This is a genomic window from Pseudomonas sp. MF09150 (genome assembly GCF_059862355.1).
The window spans coordinates 62,074-76,947 of sequence record NZ_JCBCUS010000015.1; the positions used below are offsets into that span (position 1 = coordinate 62,074).

General features: G+C 63.3%; 15 protein-coding genes. 4 read left to right on the plus strand and 11 right to left on the minus strand.

Annotated elements, in window-relative coordinates; genetic code table 11:
* The 8 genes from AC19YX_RS32740 to mdaB all read right to left on the minus strand — a co-directional run bounded on the left by AC19YX_RS32740 (position 1) and on the right by mdaB (position 9,175).
* Entirely contained in the window at positions 1–861 is an 861-nt protein-coding gene (locus AC19YX_RS32740) for a MurR/RpiR family transcriptional regulator (protein WP_078469708.1), read from the minus strand.
* The gene (locus AC19YX_RS32745; protein WP_078469707.1) at positions 862–2,211 is read right to left on the minus strand and encodes a GntT/GntP/DsdX family permease; all 1,350 of its coding nucleotides are present in this window, start codon (positions 2,209–2,211) and stop codon (positions 862–864) included.
* Positions 2,212–2,459: 248 nt separating this feature from the next.
* Complete coding sequence (locus AC19YX_RS32750) at positions 2,460–2,789, minus strand: hypothetical protein (protein ID WP_078469706.1); 330 nt, start codon at positions 2,787–2,789, stop codon at positions 2,460–2,462.
* Between the two features lie 278 nt (positions 2,790–3,067).
* On the minus strand, positions 3,068–4,513 hold the full coding sequence (locus tag AC19YX_RS32755) for a SulP family inorganic anion transporter (protein WP_078469705.1): 1,446 nt from the start codon (positions 4,511–4,513) through the stop codon (positions 3,068–3,070).
* Positions 4,514–4,712: 199 nt separating this feature from the next.
* Positions 4,713–6,380 carry a gamma-glutamyltransferase gene (ggt, locus tag AC19YX_RS32760; RefSeq protein WP_500607887.1) on the minus strand — a complete coding sequence of 556 codons (1,668 nt, stop codon included), beginning with the start codon at positions 6,378–6,380 and terminating at the stop codon, positions 4,713–4,715.
* 195 nt (positions 6,381–6,575) lie between these two features.
* Complete coding sequence (locus AC19YX_RS32765) at positions 6,576–7,469, minus strand: NAD-dependent epimerase/dehydratase family protein (protein WP_500607888.1); 894 nt, start codon at positions 7,467–7,469, stop codon at positions 6,576–6,578.
* A 103-nt stretch (positions 7,470–7,572) separates the two neighbouring features.
* A complete protein-coding gene (locus AC19YX_RS32770) occupies positions 7,573–8,484 on the minus strand; it encodes a LysR family transcriptional regulator (protein WP_020299987.1) in 912 nt (303 codons plus the stop codon).
* A 100-nt stretch (positions 8,485–8,584) separates the two neighbouring features.
* Complete coding sequence (gene mdaB, locus AC19YX_RS32775; protein ID WP_078469702.1) at positions 8,585–9,175, minus strand: NADPH:quinone oxidoreductase MdaB; 591 nt, start codon at positions 9,173–9,175, stop codon at positions 8,585–8,587.
* A gap of 205 nt (positions 9,176–9,380) precedes the next feature.
* Between mdaB and AC19YX_RS32780 the strand changes: the two genes are divergently transcribed.
* Positions 9,381–9,695, plus strand: a complete 315-nt coding sequence (locus AC19YX_RS32780; RefSeq protein ID WP_500607889.1) for a putative quinol monooxygenase — start codon at positions 9,381–9,383, stop codon at positions 9,693–9,695.
* Positions 9,696–9,727: 32 nt separating this feature from the next.
* On the opposite strand, the gene AC19YX_RS32785 is transcribed toward AC19YX_RS32780, so the two are convergent.
* Together AC19YX_RS32785 and AC19YX_RS32790 are read right to left on the minus strand one after the other, a co-directional pair.
* Positions 9,728–10,063 (minus strand): hypothetical protein, encoded by a 336-nt coding sequence (locus tag AC19YX_RS32785; protein WP_500607890.1) that lies wholly within the window; start codon positions 10,061–10,063, stop codon positions 9,728–9,730.
* A gap of 201 nt (positions 10,064–10,264) precedes the next feature.
* Entirely contained in the window at positions 10,265–11,029 is a 765-nt protein-coding gene (locus AC19YX_RS32790) for a sulfite exporter TauE/SafE family protein (RefSeq protein ID WP_500607891.1), read from the minus strand.
* Between the two features lie 109 nt (positions 11,030–11,138).
* On the opposite strand from AC19YX_RS32790, the gene AC19YX_RS32795 reads away from it, so the two are divergent.
* From AC19YX_RS32795 to AC19YX_RS32805, 3 genes are all read left to right on the plus strand, one after another.
* Positions 11,139–12,023, plus strand: a complete 885-nt coding sequence (locus AC19YX_RS32795; RefSeq protein WP_500607892.1) for a LysR family transcriptional regulator — start codon at positions 11,139–11,141, stop codon at positions 12,021–12,023.
* A 58-nt stretch (positions 12,024–12,081) separates the two neighbouring features.
* Positions 12,082–12,657: an NAD(P)H-dependent oxidoreductase gene (locus AC19YX_RS32800; protein WP_500607893.1), complete on the plus strand. Its 576-nt coding sequence runs from the start codon at positions 12,082–12,084 to the stop codon at positions 12,655–12,657.
* A gap of 61 nt (positions 12,658–12,718) precedes the next feature.
* A complete protein-coding gene (locus AC19YX_RS32805) occupies positions 12,719–13,090 on the plus strand; it encodes a MerR family transcriptional regulator (RefSeq protein WP_500607894.1) in 372 nt (123 codons plus the stop codon).
* A gap of 191 nt (positions 13,091–13,281) precedes the next feature.
* Here the strand turns inward: AC19YX_RS32805 and AC19YX_RS32810 are convergent, their stop codons facing one another.
* Positions 13,282–14,694, minus strand: coding sequence for an amino acid permease (locus AC19YX_RS32810; RefSeq protein ID WP_078474048.1), 1,413 nt, complete (start codon positions 14,692–14,694; stop codon positions 13,282–13,284).
* Positions 14,695–14,874 lie beyond the last annotated feature (180 nt).

Below are 14,874 nucleotides of genomic sequence, written 5' to 3' on the forward strand. Positions count from 1 at the left end.
TCAGTCTCCCAGCGGCAGGTGGTCATCGCCGCCGCGGTAGTCGTCCAGGGCCAGTTTGATCCGGCGCAGGCGCTCCTGGTTTTCCTCGGGCAGCACCAGCGCCACTTCGGTGGCGAGCACGTCGATGGCCAGCAGCATGCCGTAGCGCGCGGCGGTCGGCTTGTAGATGAATGAGGTTTCGGCGCTTTGCAGCGGCAACAGCACGTCGGCCAACTGCGCCAGCGGCGAAGCGCTGCGGGTGATGGCGATGACCTTGGCCCCATAGTTGCGCGCCAGGGCCACGGCGTCGAGCATCTCCGGGGTGCGGCCGGTCAGGGAGCAGGCGACCACCAGGTGTTCTTCGTCGAGTACCGCAGCGGTGACCCGCATCATGACCGCGTCATGGCAGGCCACGATGGGATAGCCAAAGCGCACCAGGCGCACCTGCAATTCGTCGCTGCACTGGGCCGACCAGCCACCCAGGCCGAAGACGTGGATCATCCGCGCCTTGCCCAGCAGGCGCACGGCATCGGTGAAACGTGCCTCGTCGAAACCGGCCAGATGCTGATGCAAGGTGGTTTCGATATCGCCGAGGATCTGCCGGTAAAACCCCGACGACTCCGGCGCGCCGGTGGGGTCGAGAAAGCGGCTGCCGACGCCGCTGGCCTGGGCCAGTTGCAGACGCAGGTCACGCAGGTCGCGGCAGCCCACGCTGCGGGCAAAGCGCGAGAGGGTCGCAGTGCTGACCTCGGCGCGCTGCGCCAGTTCGTCGAGGCTGGCGGACGCGGCGAACCCGACGTCGTCCAGCATCAACCGGGCGATGCGTCCTTCGCCGGCGCTGAAGGAGTCCTGGCGGGCGCGAATCTGATAAAGGATGTCCATCTACAGCAACTCCGAAAGACCGAGGGTCAAGCCGAAGGCGATCACCGAAATCAGCGTCTCCAGCACCGTCCAGGTCTTGAAGGTCTGGACCACGGTCATATTGAAGTATTCCTTGATCAGCCAGAAGCCGCCGTCGTTGACATGGGAGAAGATCACCGAGCCGGCGCCGGTTGCGATCACCAGCAGTTCCGGGTGCGGATAGCCGAGGCCAATCGCCACCGGTGCCACCACCCCCGAGGCGGTGGTCAGGGCCACGGTGGCGGAACCGGTGGCAATCCGCATCAGCGCCGCGAACAGCCAGCCCATCCACAACGGCGACAGCTGGAATTCGTGGGCCAGGCCGACGATCTGCTCGGTGACGCCGGCGTCGATCAGAATCCGGTTCAGGCCGCCGCCAGCGCCCACCAGCAGGGTGATGCTGGCCGTGGGCGCCAGGCATTCGTTGGTGAACTTGAGAATCGAGGCGCGGCTCATGCCTTGGGCGATGCCCAGGGTCCAGAAGCTCACCAGGGTTGCCAGCAACAGGGCAATCACCGAGTTGCCGATAAATTGCAGGAACTGGTTGAAGCCGGTGCCTGGGGTGGACAACTGGTTGGCCCAGCCACCGATCAGCATCAGCACCACCGGCAGCAGAATCGTGCACAGGGTCAGCGTGGTGCTGGGCAGGCGCTCGCGGGGTTCGCGCTCGGTGAATTGGCGCTCCAGCGGGTTGTCCGCCGGCAGGTGGATGCTCGGCACGATGAACTTGGCGTACAGCGGCCCGGCGATGATCGCGGTCGGCACCCCGATCAGAATCGCGTAGAGCAAGGTCTGCCCCACCGATGCCTGATACGCCAGCACCGCCAGCATCGCCCCCGGGTGCGGCGGAACCAGGGCATGGACCACCGAAAGCCCGGCGACCATGGGCAGGCCCACCATCAGGATCGAGACCCCGACCCGGCGCGCGACGGTAAAGGCAATCGGCACCAGCAATACGAACCCGACCTCGAAGAACAACGGCAGGCCCACCAGGAAGGCGATGCAGACCATGGCCCAGTGCGCGTTGCGTTCGCCAAAACGGTCGATCAGGGTCCGCGCCACCTGATCGGCACCGCCGGACTCGGCCATCATTTTGCCGAGCATGGTGCCCAGGGCCACCACCAGCGCGATATGCCCCAGGGTCTTGCCGACCCCGGCCTCGTAGGCGGTGATCACCCCCGACGGCGGCATCCCGGCGAGCAGCGCCAGGCCCACCGAGACCAGGGTGATGACGATAAATGGATTGATTCGATAGCGCGCGATCAGAACGATCAGCGCAATGATGGCCATGGCGGCATAGCCCAGCAGCCAGTATCCCGATGCAGGTGTCATGCGTTACTCCTCGAAAGACAGGGTCACGTCGAATGGTTGTGAAACTCTTAAAGCATTTCGAGGAGCAACTTTCAAACCATATGAAACTAACTTTCGTGAAGAGATACGCTTTGTCGCGAAACGACATGCGCCAGCGTCGGTTATGAAAATCGGCAGGCGTATTTTCATCCCATTTCGGGATGCTGTGCCCGGTGCACAGCGGTGCACCGGGGCGGCAGGCAAGGGGCTCGGGGAAAAGGTTTCAGGCCCTAGCGGCGGGCGAAATCATGCTGCGTGCACTGTTCGTAATAGGTCTGCTTGACCGCAGCCGGCTTGAGCCGCGACTGGCTGTTGTAGGTTTGCTCGGTGATGCCCATGGCCGACATGCGCATCCACGGCTGGGGGAATTTGCGCACCTGCAACTGCTTGCGCGCGCCATACAGCGACACCCCGGACAGCTTCGACTGCTGGGCTCCGGCGGCGATGCCCGAACCCCAACTGCAGGCAAAACGCTCACGTTTGCTCAACTCCCGGGCCTGCACCTCAAAAGAGCCACCCGCCAGGACCAACAGCGCCAGGGGCAATACCAAAGTCCGCATTTAGCCAACACCTAAGCTTCTGAAAAGACAGCAAGTTTGGCAACGAAGCGCAGTGCCGGGGGCCAGCAAAATGCCGCCTTTCATAGCGGCCTTTTGCAATCGTTGCTGGGGCCAGTGGCTGTGTTCGGGGGGCGGGCCCGCGTAAATTCGGCAAACCTGCAGCCGCTGCCGCCAGGCTGCGCTGCCCTTGGGGACGACATTATTTCCCGGGGCTAATCGGGTGTCTGGCAGAGACAGCGCAGCCTCGCGGGCTCGGCAGCGACTACAACTCGGTTACGTCAGTCGTGTTGCACGCGGGCGCGCTTGAGGAGTTTTTTGCAGCGTTCCGACAGGTGCAGGACCCGCAGGTGTTTGCCGGCCTTGGCGTAGCGTTCGCGCAGGGTCATCAGGGCGGCAATGGCCGAGTAGTCGACAAAACTCAGGTGGCGGCAGTCGATTGTCACGTGCGGCGGGTCGTTGGCCGGGTCGAACTGGTTGAGAAACGGCGCAGTCGAGGCGAAAAACAGGGTGCCGTGCAACTGGTAATGCTTGCTGCCGTCGGCCTCCAGATGGCTGTCGGCATACAGCTCGCGGGCCTGTTGCCAAGCGAAGTTGAGCGCCGCAATCACGATCCCGCACAGCACGGCAGTGGCCAGGTCGGTAAACACGGTGATGGTGGTGACCGCAATGATCACCAGCACATCGTTGAGCGGCACCTTGTTGATCACCCGCAGCGAGGCCCAGGCGAAAGTCTGCTGCGACACCACGAACATCACCCCCACCAGCGCCGCCAGCGGGATGCGCTCGATCAGCGGCGACAGAAACAGCACAAACAGCAGGATCATCACCCCCGCCACTACCCCCGACAGCCGGCCACGGCCACCGGAACTCAGGTTGATCACGGTCTGCCCGATCATCGCGCAGCCGCCCATGCCGCCGAACATCCCGGAGGCGATATTGGCCGCGCCCAAGGCCACGCACTCACGGTCCGGAAAGCCCCGGCTCTCGGTGATTTCATCGGTCAGGTTCAGGGTCAGCAGGGTTTCCAGCAGGCCGACCAGGGCCATCAGGATCGCGTAGGGGGCGATGATGCCCAGGGTTTCCAGGGTCCACGGCACCTGGGGCAAGGCCAGGCTCGGCAGGCCGCCGGCAATGTGCGCCATGTCGCCCAGGGTCCGGGTCGGCAGGCCGAACAGGTACACCAGCACCCCCACCCCAAGAATCGCCACCAGGGCCGGCGGCACCGCCCGGGTCAGGCGCGGCAGCAGGTAGACGATGGCCATGGTCAGCAGCACCAGGGCGCTCATCACATACAGCGGATTGCCGCTGAGCCAGTGTTCGCCACTCTTGAAGTGCTCCAGCTGAGCCATGGCAATGATGATCGCCAGGCCGTTGACGAAGCCCAGCATCACCGGGTGCGGCACCATGCGCACCAGCTTGCCCAGGCGCAACAGGCCGAAGGCGATCATCACCAGTCCGCCCAGCAACACCGTGGCCAGCAGGTATTGCACGCCGTGCTGCACCACCAGGGCGACAATCACCACCGCCATCGAGCCGGCGGCCCCCGAGACCATGCCCGGCCGGCCGCCGAACAGCGCGGTCAGGGTGCAGATGATAAAGGCGCCATACAGGCCCATCAGCGGGTTGAGGTGGGCCACCAGGGCAAAGGCGATGCATTCGGGGAGCAAGGCGAACGCGGTGGTGAGTCCGGCCAGGGCATCGGCCCGCAGACGTGTGACTTTCATGGGTTACCTACAATGCAGGCCGGCGGTGCCGGGCCTGGGCGTGGCGGGAAGAAGGCGGGGAATGTTACGGAATTGAGGGCGATTCGGCCAGTTGGCCGGCGCCGGGGAGCGGTATCACGTCCCGCCCCCCGGACAGGCTGCGCGGCGGCGGGCGGGGCGCAGCCAGGTTGAGCGCCGGCGAGCCGGCGCTGCCCATGGGTTACTTGACGATCAGGCCCACCCCACGGCCCCGTGGGTCGGACGCGGTTTCCAGCCGGTTGCCAGTGACCCGGATGGCCTGGATATCGCCCATCTCCCAGCCCTGGTCTTCCAGGGTGTAACCCATGCCCTTGAGCTCATCGGCGACTTTGCCGGTGAGCGGCGCGTAGGCGTCAAAGTAAATCGTGTCCTTGGGCAGCAACTGGTGATGCACGCGCTGCGCGGCCACGGCTTTTTCCAGGGGCAGGTTGAAGTCGTAGAGGTTGTTCAGCACCTGGAAGATCGAGGTGAAGATCCGCGAACCGCCGGGCGTGCCCAGCACCAGGGTGACCTTGCCATCGCGGGTCACCAGGCTCGGGCTCATGGACGACAGCATGCGCTTGCCCGGGGCGATGGCATTGGCGTCGCCGCCGACCACGCCAAAGGCATTGGCGACCCCGGGCTTGGAGCTGAAATCGTCCATTTCGTCATTGAGCAAAAAGCCCGCGCCCTTGACTACCACGCCGCTGCCGTAGTCCCAGTTCAGGGTGTAGGTGTTGCTCACCGCGTTGCCCTGGGCGTCGACGATGGAGAAGTGGGTGGTCTGGTGCGGCTCAAGGCCGGGACGGACTTTTTCCGTGGGCGAGATGGCGTCCGGGTTGACCTCGGCCGCGCGTTTTTTCAGGTAGGCCGGGTCGGTCAGTTGCTTGACCGGGACCTCGGAAAACGCCGGGTCGCCGAGGTAGTCGGCGCGGTCGGCGAACACCCGCTTTTCAATTTCTGCCAACAGGTGAATGTATTTTGCCGAGTTCAGCTCGACGCCCTTGAATGCCGCCGCGCGCTCTTCCTTGATGGTCACCAGCTGGGCCAGGGCCACGCCGCCAGAACTGGGCGGTGGCGCGGTGTACAGGGTGTTGCCGCGAAAACTCACTTGCAGCGGCTCACGCCACTGGACCTTGTAGTCGCCCAGATCCTGCTTGGTGATCAGGCCCTTGTCGGCCTGCATCTGCGCCACCAGCAGATCGGCAGTCTTGCCGCTGTAGAACTCCTTGGCGCCCTGGTCGGCAATGCGCTCCAGGGTCGCGGCCAACTCCGGCTGACGGAAGGTTTCACCGGGTTTCATGCTGCCGAAATAGTCGCCGAAGTTGGTGCTGCCGTTGAACAGCTTCAACGCATCTTCGCGGTACTGATACTGCTTGTCGGCCACCTTGAAGCCGTTTTTCGCGTAGCCCACCGCCGGGGTGATCAGCTCGCTCCAGGGCAATTTGCCGAACTTCTGATGCGCCTCCCACAACCCCATCACCGTGCCCGGCACCCCGGACGCGCGCGCCCCCACCAGGCTCAGGTTTTCGATGACTTCGCCTTTTTCATTGAGGTACATGTCGCGGGACGCGGCTTTGGGCGCGGTCTCGCGGTAGTCGAGGAAGTAGGGTTTGCCGTCGATGAACAGGGTCATGAAACCGCCGCCACCGATGTTGCCGGCCTCGGGGTAGGTCACGGCCAGGGTAAAGGCCGTGGCCACCGCGGCGTCCACCGCGTTACCGCCTTTTTTCAGGACCTGTGCCGCGACATCGGCGCCGTACTGGTTCGGCGCGGCCACCGCGCCGCCCTCCAGGGTCACGGCAAACGCCTGGGAACTGGCCGCAATGGCCACCGTCAGGGCCAAGGTTTTAAACAGCACAATGCGCATGAAGTCCGTCCTTTTATTGTTTTTTAACAGGCAGAACCTTATGCCCAAATTCGCGATCGGGGCAAATCGGATCAACAACAAAAGTTGGCCCCGGGCTGAGGTCGATCAGCTCGGGGTGAACAGGTTATCGATGGCGAGGGCGGTCACGCCTCGCCAAAAAAGCACGCAACCGGCATTGCCGCACGCGGCTGCACATCAGAGCATTTCGTTGCGGATCCACTCCACCACCGAGGTGCGCTTGGGCACCCAACCCAGCTGTTCGCGAGCGTGTTTGCCCCGGACCCGGCTGTTGGAACCCAGGCCATAGTTGGCCATTTCATAGCCCCATTCGGCTTCGGCATCGGCCAGCGGCCAATCCTGCGGCTGCCCCAGGTTCAGGGCCTGGGCGATGGCGGTGGTCATCTCGATAAAAGAGGCTTCCGCGCTTTCGACAAAGTAGAAAGTACCCGGGGTGTTGCCGGTCAACGCCAGCAGGTACAGGGCCACCACGTCTTCGATATGCACATTGGACCAGATGTTCTGCCCCGGTCCGACATGGCGCACCACACCGCTGTTGCGTGCCTGTTTCAGCAGCCGAGGCAACTGCACGCTGTCGCGCTTGACCCCCAGGCTGTGGCCGTAGATCAGGGTGTTGCAGATCACCGCCGAGTTCACCCCGTCCCTGGCCGCCGCCAGCACCAGGTTGTCGATGGCCACCCGCGGAGCCTTGTCCGGCGTGGGCTGCGGCAGTTGGTCCTCAAGGTACAGCCGGTCGCTGGCGTGCCCGCCCGAAGCGTCGCCGACGATGCTTGAACCGCTGGTGTGGAGGAAGGTTTTGTGGCTGCCCTTGAGCGCCGCGAGCAGGGTTTCCACCGCGCCCCGGTGATCGCTGCTGGCGGCGTTGATCACCGCATCGGCCTTGCGCGCCTGCTCGGTGAGCAGGGCCTGGTCGTCCAGGGTGCCGAGCACTGGGGTGATTCCCAGCGCGCTCAGTTCTGCGGCCTGTTCGGCGCTGCGCACCAGGCCGGTGACCTGGTGGCCGGCCTTGACCAGCCCCGTGGCAATCGAGCCGCCGATAAAACCTGCCGCGCCGGTAACGAATACGTTCATGGAGTAACTCCCAGGGTTGAAAAGTGATGCCGCCAGTATCGAGGCCTGCTCCGTGCGGAAACAGCCAGGCTGGCCCAATTCAATCTTGCGTGGGAGTCACGAATCAGCCCTTGAACACCGGGTTGGCGTAGCCGGCCAGCTTGCCCTGGATGAAGTCGAGGAAACACTGGATGCGCAGCGCCAACTGCGAGTTGCGGTAGTACACGGCATTGATCGGCTGGCGGTAGCCGCTGTTGGCCTCGGCCAGCAGCACCTTGAGACGCCCGGCGTTGATGTCGTCGATGGTCATGAAGTGCGACAGGCAGGCAATGCCCTGCCCCTCCAGCGCCAGGTGGCGCAGGGTTTCACCGCTGGAGGCACTGATGCCCGGTTCGATCTGCCAGCGATCACCGTGCACGTGGCGCAGCGGCCAGTGGTTGAGGGTCTCGGTCTGGGTAAAGCCCAGCAGCGTGTGCTCACTCAGCTGCGCCACGCTCTGCGGCGTGCCGTGACGTTCCAGGTAGGCCGGGCTGGCGAGGATGTGCAGCGGGCTGCAGCCCAGGGAGCGCGCATGCAGGGTCGAGTCGGCCAGCACGCCGATACGGATGGCGATGTCGGTGCTCTGTTCCAGCAGGTCGATGATCAGGTCATTGCTGTTGAGTTCCAGCTGGATATCCGGGTACAGGCTGCGGAACTCGGCCACATAGGGAACGATGGCATGCAGCATGAAGGGTGACGCGGCGTTGATCCGCAAGCGCCCGGAGGGGGTCTGCTGGCGTGAGCTGAGGCGCTCTTCAAGCTCGTCCATCTGGTCGAGGATCAGCTTGGACTGTTCGAAGAAGTACTTGCCCTCCTCCGTCAGGTCCATGCGCCGGGTGGTGCGGTTGATCAGGGTGGTGTCGAGCTTGGCCTCGAGCCGCGACAAGGTGCGACTGACCGCCGAAGGGGTCTGCCCGATCTGCTCGGCTGCGGCGGAAATCGAACCGCATTCGATGACGCAGACAAAAATCTGCAATTCGTCGGATCTGGCTTTCACGTGAACCCTCTCTGGCAACAATTAACGGCGCTGCGAGGGAGCATGAACCCTCGCGACGAAAGCGCATAGGCGCTTTCAAGGCCGTCAATAGTAGTCGGATTTACGCCGGCAGATTGAACACGGTCTGGAGGTGCTCTTCGTAGCGCTTGATGTCGGCCTCGATGGCCGGGCGCTTCATCACGTCGACACAGAGAAAGGTCGGCAAACCGTCCATGCCCAGGAACTCGTTGGCCTTGTGGAACGGGAAGTACACCGCATCCACGCCCTTGGCTTCGAAGAAGTCGCTAGGGTCATCGAACGCCTGCTGCGGCGCGTTCCAGGTCAGCGACAGCATGTACTGCTTGCCCTGCAACAGGCCGCCGCTGCCGTACTTCTGCGAGGCGTCGGAGCGGGTCCGGCCATCGCTGGCGTACAGGCTGCCGTGGCCTTCGGTGAACACTTCGTCGATGTATTTCTTGACGATCCACGGCGCGCCCATCCACCAGCCCGGCATTTGGTAAATGATCACGTCGGCCCAGAGAAACTTCGCCACTTCTTCCTGAATGTCGTAACCCGCGTCGATGTGGGTCACCTTGACGTCCACGCCGCCACGGTCGAGCACCGCCAGGGCGGTTTCATGCAGGGTGGTGTTGTAGCGGCCATCGGAGTGGGCGAACTTTTTGCCGCCGTTGAGCAACAGTACTTTTTTCATGATCCAGCCTCATCGGGAACAACCCGTTGGCGCGTGGCTTGTGCCTGGCGCCGAGTTGAAAAGATTAAAAACGATGGCGGCAGGGTATCGATGCACAGGCGCGGGAATAAGCCTGGGTCGGACAAAATACATTTGACCTATACGCACGAATAACCAGGTGATTGTTGTTATAGGATTTTTAAATCCTACTCAGCGAGAGCGCCCCATGTCCGAGCAACACGGTTTTATCCTGCATGCCAAAACCCGCCCCGAACAAGCCGAGGCCTTCGAGGCGCTGTTTCGCGCCTACGTCGAACCCAGCCGTGCCGAGCCGGGCTGTATCGAGTACCACATGCTGCGCGACCAGCAGGACCCGACGCTGTTTATCTTCTATGAGATCTGGCAATCCCGGGCGCACCTGGACGTGCATTCCAACCTGCCGCACATGAAACGTTTTTTCGAACAGCGCATGGACTACCTGGAGCGGGATTTCGAGATTCGGCGGATCGACATGCTGAGCCAATCTTCGGCGAATGGCTGATAGCGCCGGCGCAGCAAGCGGGGCGAGATTGATTAGCGAGGCCTGGCTTTTCGGGAAAACCACGGTTCAGGATTGGCCGAACTCGGCAGACAAAACATCTGCAGCGCGGCGCTTATAAAAGCCACCCAGCGAATGATGCAGTCGCGTTCCGGAAAGTCCTTGGACGGGAGTTGAAAAACACTGCAACCGTAACGAGCCACGCTCAGTTGACCTGCGCCCCACAGCACCAGCAGCACAAAGAAACACCAGAACCTGCGCGGCGAGCGGTGAACGCCTGAAATGCTTCTTGAGGTCAGATAGAACGCCAGGAACACCGCCAGCGATGCCAGGGCATACAACGCCAGGGTCGATAACGACTCTCGGGGCATGAATTACTGGCCTCCCGGCATAGGGAGGCGGCGGTTGTTGCCAGTGATCGTCATCGAACGGTATCGGCCATCGCGGCCCTCCTTTTCATCGTCGAACACCCTATTCGAAGTGTTTCTGATGAGCGTTAAGGAGTGTCCGAAAATGCTGGATGAGCGCCGTTATTGCCCCCGCGCGGGCCTGAATTGAGGGCTGGCGTGTCCCTAGCCACTGACCAGCAGATGCGCCCCCAGCACCCCAAGGCCGATAAAGAACACCCGCTTGAACAACCGGGCGCTGATGCGCTGGCGCAGCCATTGCCCGAACCACATCCCCAGCAGCGCCGGCGCCAGGGCCAGCAGCGATGCACTCAACTCGCCACCGCCCAGGGCGCCGCGCCATAACAACCCGGCGGCCAGGGCCAGGGTCGAGACAGTGAACGACAGGCCCAGGGCCTGGACCAGTTGATCCTTGGTCAGCCCCAGGGCTTGCAGATAGGGCACCGCCGGAATCACAAAGACCCCGGTGGCCGCAGTGATGATTCCGGTCACCAGGCCACACAGCGGCCCCAGCCAGCGCTCATGGCGTGGGCTCACCTGCAGCGTAGGCAGCAACAGGCCACTCAGGGCGTACAGCAACAAGGCCGCGCCCAATGCCCGCACCACCCCGCCCCCGCCGTCGATCCCCAGCCACAGAGTGCCGGCCCCGGTGCCGAGCACGATCATCAACAACAACGGCCACAGGCGTTCAAGCAAGCCGCGCAAATGCCCGCCAAACGCCAGCTGCCAGAGGTTGGTCAGGGTGGCAGGGATAATCAGCAGAGCGGCAGCCTGCGTGGGGGCCATAGCCATACCCAGCAGACCCATGGCAATGGTCGGCAGCCCGAGGCCGATCACACCCTTGATCGTTCCGGCCAGCAAAAAGGTGCCAACCACCAACAATGACAGGGCCTGGCCCAGGTTCTGATAAAACGCGAGAAGAGTATTCATGGCCCTATCCTGAGCCCTGGGCAGGCCCCTGAAAATCTGCCATATACTGAGCCAGCCTCTCTCCCAGCAAGAGGCTATGACCTATAGGACAGCAGTGGTGGAGGCGACTGTGCAATTTGATTTAGTGGATTTGCGGCTGTACCTGAATGTTCTCGAGGCCGGCAATATCACCGCGGGCGCGCTGCGCAGCCACTTGTCCCTGGCCGCAGCCAGTGCGCGTATCCGGGCCATGGAAGCCTCCCTGGGGATAGAATTCCTGCAACGTGGCCGGCGCGGCGTGACCCCGACTGCCGCCGGCAAAGCCCTGGCGCAGCACGCCCGAATCCTGTTGCAACAGGCCGAGCACCTGCGCCAGGAACTGGCCGAGTACGCCCAAGGCGCAAAAGGCCGGGTGCGCCTGCTGTGCAACACCACGGCGATCACCGAATACCTGCCGGAGCTGCTGGCGGATTTTCTCTGCCAACACCCCAACCTCGACATCGACCTGCAGGAACTGCCCAGCCAGCGCATCACCCACGCCCTGCGCCAGGGCGCGGCCGACCTGGGCATCGTCTCCGACGCGGTGGACACCCAGGGCCTGGACACCCGGGCGTTTCGCGACGACCCGCTGCTGCTGGTGATGCCGACCCATCATCCGTTGGCCAGCCACCCGGACCTGCGCTTTGGCGACACCCTGCATCACGATTACGTCGGCCTGGCCGCCCACAGCGCCCTGGCGGTGTACCTGGAAGAACAGGCGCTGCACGCCGGGCTGCGGATGCAGATACGGATCCGGGCCGATGGTTTCGATGGCGTGCTGCGCATGGTGGCCCACGGTGCGGGTCTCGCGGTGGTGCCGCAGGCGGCGCTGGAGCGTTGCGCCCCGGGGCTGGCGCTACAGGTGCGTCCGCTCGGGGAGCCCTGGGCCCAGCGCAAGCTGCTGCTCTGTGCCCGAGACCTCGGCGCCCTGCCGGCCTATGCCCGTGCCTTGCTGGAGGCCCTGGTCCCGGCTTGACTCTCCCCCCAGGGGCCGGCTTTAACCTGGGGTTTTGCTATTCAAGGAAAAGTCGGCAATGGGCAAACGCATACTGGTGATTCTGGGCCACCCTTCAAGCGCCAGTTTCTGCGGCGCGTTGACCGAGCGTTACGTGCAGGCCGCGCTGCAGGCCGGGCACGAAGTGCGGCAACTGCGACTCGGCACACTGGACTTCGACCCGGTGCTGCACGAGGGCTATCAGCAGATCCAGCCCCTGGAGGCCGACCTGTTGCAGGCCCAGGCCGACATCAGCTGGGCCGAACACCTGACCCTGGTCTATCCGATCTGGTGGGGCGGGATTCCGGCCCTGCTCAAGGGCTTCTTCGACCGGGTGTTCCTGCCCGGCTTCGCCTTCAAGTACCGCCCGGGCAAGGCCTTCCCCGAAAAGCTGCTGCTAGGCCGCACCGCCGACCTGCTGGTGACGATGGACACCCCGCCCTGGTACTACCAATGGGTCTACCACATGCCCGGGCTGCATCAGGTGCGCAAGACTACCTTGGCGTTCTGCGGTATCCGGCCACTGAAGACCCTGACCTTCGGCCCGATCCTGGGCTCCAGCCAGGCGCGGCAACAGGGTTGGCTGGAGCAGGCGGCGGCGCTTGCCAGCCGCTGATTCTCTCGGATAATGCGCCGACGCTTACACGCTGTCGGCGGCATTGGAAAAGGGAATGTGCATGTTTATCGGCAAAGCCGCGCAGCTGTCGGCGACCACGGTCAAGACCATTCGCCACTACGAGAGCATCGGCTTGTTGCCGCCGGCACAGCGCCAGGGCAACTACCGACTCTATGACCAGCAGAGCGTCGACCTGCTGATCTTTATCAAATGCGCCCAGCAACTGGGTTTCAAGCTCAAGGAACTGCAAGGGTTACTGGCCCGGCACAGCGGCCCGGACTTCCCCTGGGAGCTGGCGCGGGAAGCCCTGGCCGGCAAAAAGCGCGAGCTGGCGCAGCAGATCGCTTCCCTGCAACAGCTGCACGCCCGCATCGATGACTTCGAAGCCCAGCTGGAAACCGCGCGCCATCAATGCCCCCTGGGCACCCTCTAGAACACCGCAGCGACACTGGAGGCTGTGTGGCGAGGGAGCGTGCTTCCGCTCAGTTGCGCAGCGACCGTAACACCTGAGCGCGCGGTGTGCCGGATAGACCGAAGTGGCGGGCTTGGGGCCGCTACGCTGCCCAACGGGAGCAAGCTCCCTCGCCACAAGGGTGGCAGCCCGCCACTGGTTAAGTGTTGTGCTTACACCTTGGGCAACGGCGCCAAGCCGGCCTCGACGCGCGGTTTGCGGAAGCAGAAAAAGTACACCACGGACAGGATCACCAGGAACGGCACGCCAAACACCAGGGTCATCCTGAAAGCCTCGGTGAACACCGTGGTGATCATTACCGCGCCCATCAGCACCAGCCCCAGCAGCGTGCTGTAGGGAAACAGGCGCATGCGGAACGACAGTTTCTGTTCGCCGTGTTTCTGGTGGTAGCGGCGGAAGCAGTAGTGGGTGAGGAAAATCATGAACCAAGTAAAGATCGCGCCGAACATCGAGATCGCCATCATCAAGGTGAAGGAGCTTTCCGGGTACAGCACGTTGACCAGGGTCGCCAGGGCAATGCCCGAGCTGGACAGGATCAAGGCATTGAGCGGGATCCCGTTCTTGCTCAGGGCGCCCATGGACTTGGGCGCATAACCGGCGCGGGACAGGCTGAACATCATGCGCGTGGTGATGTACAGCTGGCTGTTCATCGCCGACAACGCGGCAATCAGGATCACGAAGTTCATGACCCCGGTGGCCCCCGGAATGCCGATGGTCTGCATCACCGTGACGAACGGGCTCTGGGCCTTGCCGGCCTGGACCCACGGCACGATGGCCAGCATCAGGGCCAGGGTCAGCAGGTAGAACACCACCAGGCGCACAATGGTCGCGCGAAAGGCTTTCTTCACCGCGCGCTCCGGGTCTTCGGCTTCACCGGCGGCCACCGCGATCATTTCCACGCTCAGGTAACTGAAGATGGAGACGATCACCGCAATCCACATGCCCTGGAAACCGTTGGGGAAGAAGCCGCCATGAGCGGTGTAGTTGTGCACCCCGTACTCGGCGTTGCCCGAGCCGAACACCACATACACCGCGAGGATGATAAAGCCGACGATGGCCCCGATCTTGATGGTCGAGAACCAGTATTCGAACGTACCGAAGGTCTTCACGCTGATGGCGTTGAGCACGATCAGCACACTGGAGAAGGCGACGATCCACACCCACTCCGGCACGTTGGCGAACCAGAACTTCATGTACATGGCGATGGCCGTCACTTCCGCCCCGACCGCCAGCACAATCGCCGCCCAGTAGGCATAGCGCACCAGGAACCCGGCCAGCGGGCTGATATAGAACTCGGCATAGGCGCCGAATGAACCGGAAGTCGAGTGGGCCACGGTCATTTCCGCCAGGCAGCCCATCAGGATCAAGGTGATCAGCGCACCGATGGCATAACTGAGCAGCACGCTGGGGCCCGCATAGCCGATGGCGTAGGCGCTGCCCATGAACAGGCCGGTGCCGATCGCGCCACCGATGGCGATCATGCTCATCTGCCCCGAAGTGAGCTGACGTCGCAGCCCCAGTTCGCGATTGGAAATCGCCTCAAAACCCTTATTGGTCGTGGTCACTTTTGTGCCCCTTTATTGTTATCGATGTCGCAGCACGCCTCTGCCGCCAGGGCGCAAACCCGTGGCGGCAGAGAATTTCAACGCGTACAGGAACCTGTTGACGATCTAACGAGCGACGCTCAGCGATGTTTAACGCCGCATGAGCGAAGCGCAGCAGATCATCAACAGGTTCCAGGGCGT